The organism is Pseudomonas sp. NFACC41-3, assembly GCF_900109505.1.
In the GTDB taxonomy this organism is placed as follows: Bacteria; Pseudomonadota; Gammaproteobacteria; order Pseudomonadales; family Pseudomonadaceae; genus Aquipseudomonas; species Aquipseudomonas chlororaphis.
The window spans coordinates 1-1,003 of record NZ_FOAE01000012.1; the positions used below are offsets into that span (position 1 = coordinate 1).

The following is a 1,003-nucleotide window of genomic DNA, read 5'->3' on the forward strand; positions in this document are numbered from 1 at the left end:
TCTCTTAGTCATGAAATCGAGTAGGACGGAGCACGAGAAACTTTGTCTGAATATGGGGGGACCATCCTCCAAGGCTAAATACTACTGACTGACCGATAGTGAACTAGTACCGTGAGGGAAAGGCGAAAAGAACCCCGGAGAGGGGAGTGAAATAGATCCTGAAACCGTATGCGTACAAGCAGTGGGAGCAGACTTTGTTCTGTGACTGCGTACCTTTTGTATAATGGGTCAGCGACTTATATTCAGTGGCGAGCTTAACCGAATAGGGGAGGCGTAGCGAAAGCGAGTCTTAATAGGGCGTTTAGTCGCTGGGTATAGACCCGAAACCGGGCGATCTATCCATGGGCAGGTTGAAGGTTAGGTAACACTGACTGGAGGACCGAACCGACTACCGTTGAAAAGTTAGCGGATGACCTGTGGATCGGAGTGAAAGGCTAATCAAGCTCGGAGATAGCTGGTTCTCCTCGAAAGCTATTTAGGTAGCGCCTCATGTATCACTGTAGGGGGTAGAGCACTGTTTCGGCTAGGGGGTCATCCCGACTTACCAAACCGATGCAAACTCCGAATACCTACAAGTGCCGAGCATGGGAGACACACGGCGGGTGCTAACGTCCGTCGTGAAAAGGGAAACAACCCAGACCGTCAGCTAAGGTCCCAAAGTTATGGTTAAGTGGGAAACGATGTGGGAAGGCTTAGACAGCTAGGAGGTTGGCTTAGAAGCAGCCACCCTTTAAAGAAAGCGTAATAGCTCACTAGTCGAGTCGGCCTGCGCGGAAGATGTAACGGGGCTCAAACCATACACCGAAGCTACGGGTATCACGTAAGTGATGCGGTAGAGGAGCGTTCTGTAAGCCTGTGAAGGTGAGTTGAGAAGCTTGCTGGAGGTATCAGAAGTGCGAATGCTGACATGAGTAACGACAATGGGTGTGAAAAACACCCACGCCGAAAGACCAAGGTTTCCTGCGCAACGTTAATCGACGCAGGGTTAGTCGGTCCCTAAGGC

Annotated in this window: 1 rRNA gene; it reads left to right on the top strand. The window is 50.9% G+C overall.

What is annotated here, in order from left to right:
- Positions 1–1,003 (top strand): 23S ribosomal RNA (locus BMY68_RS29490); the annotation flags it as partial.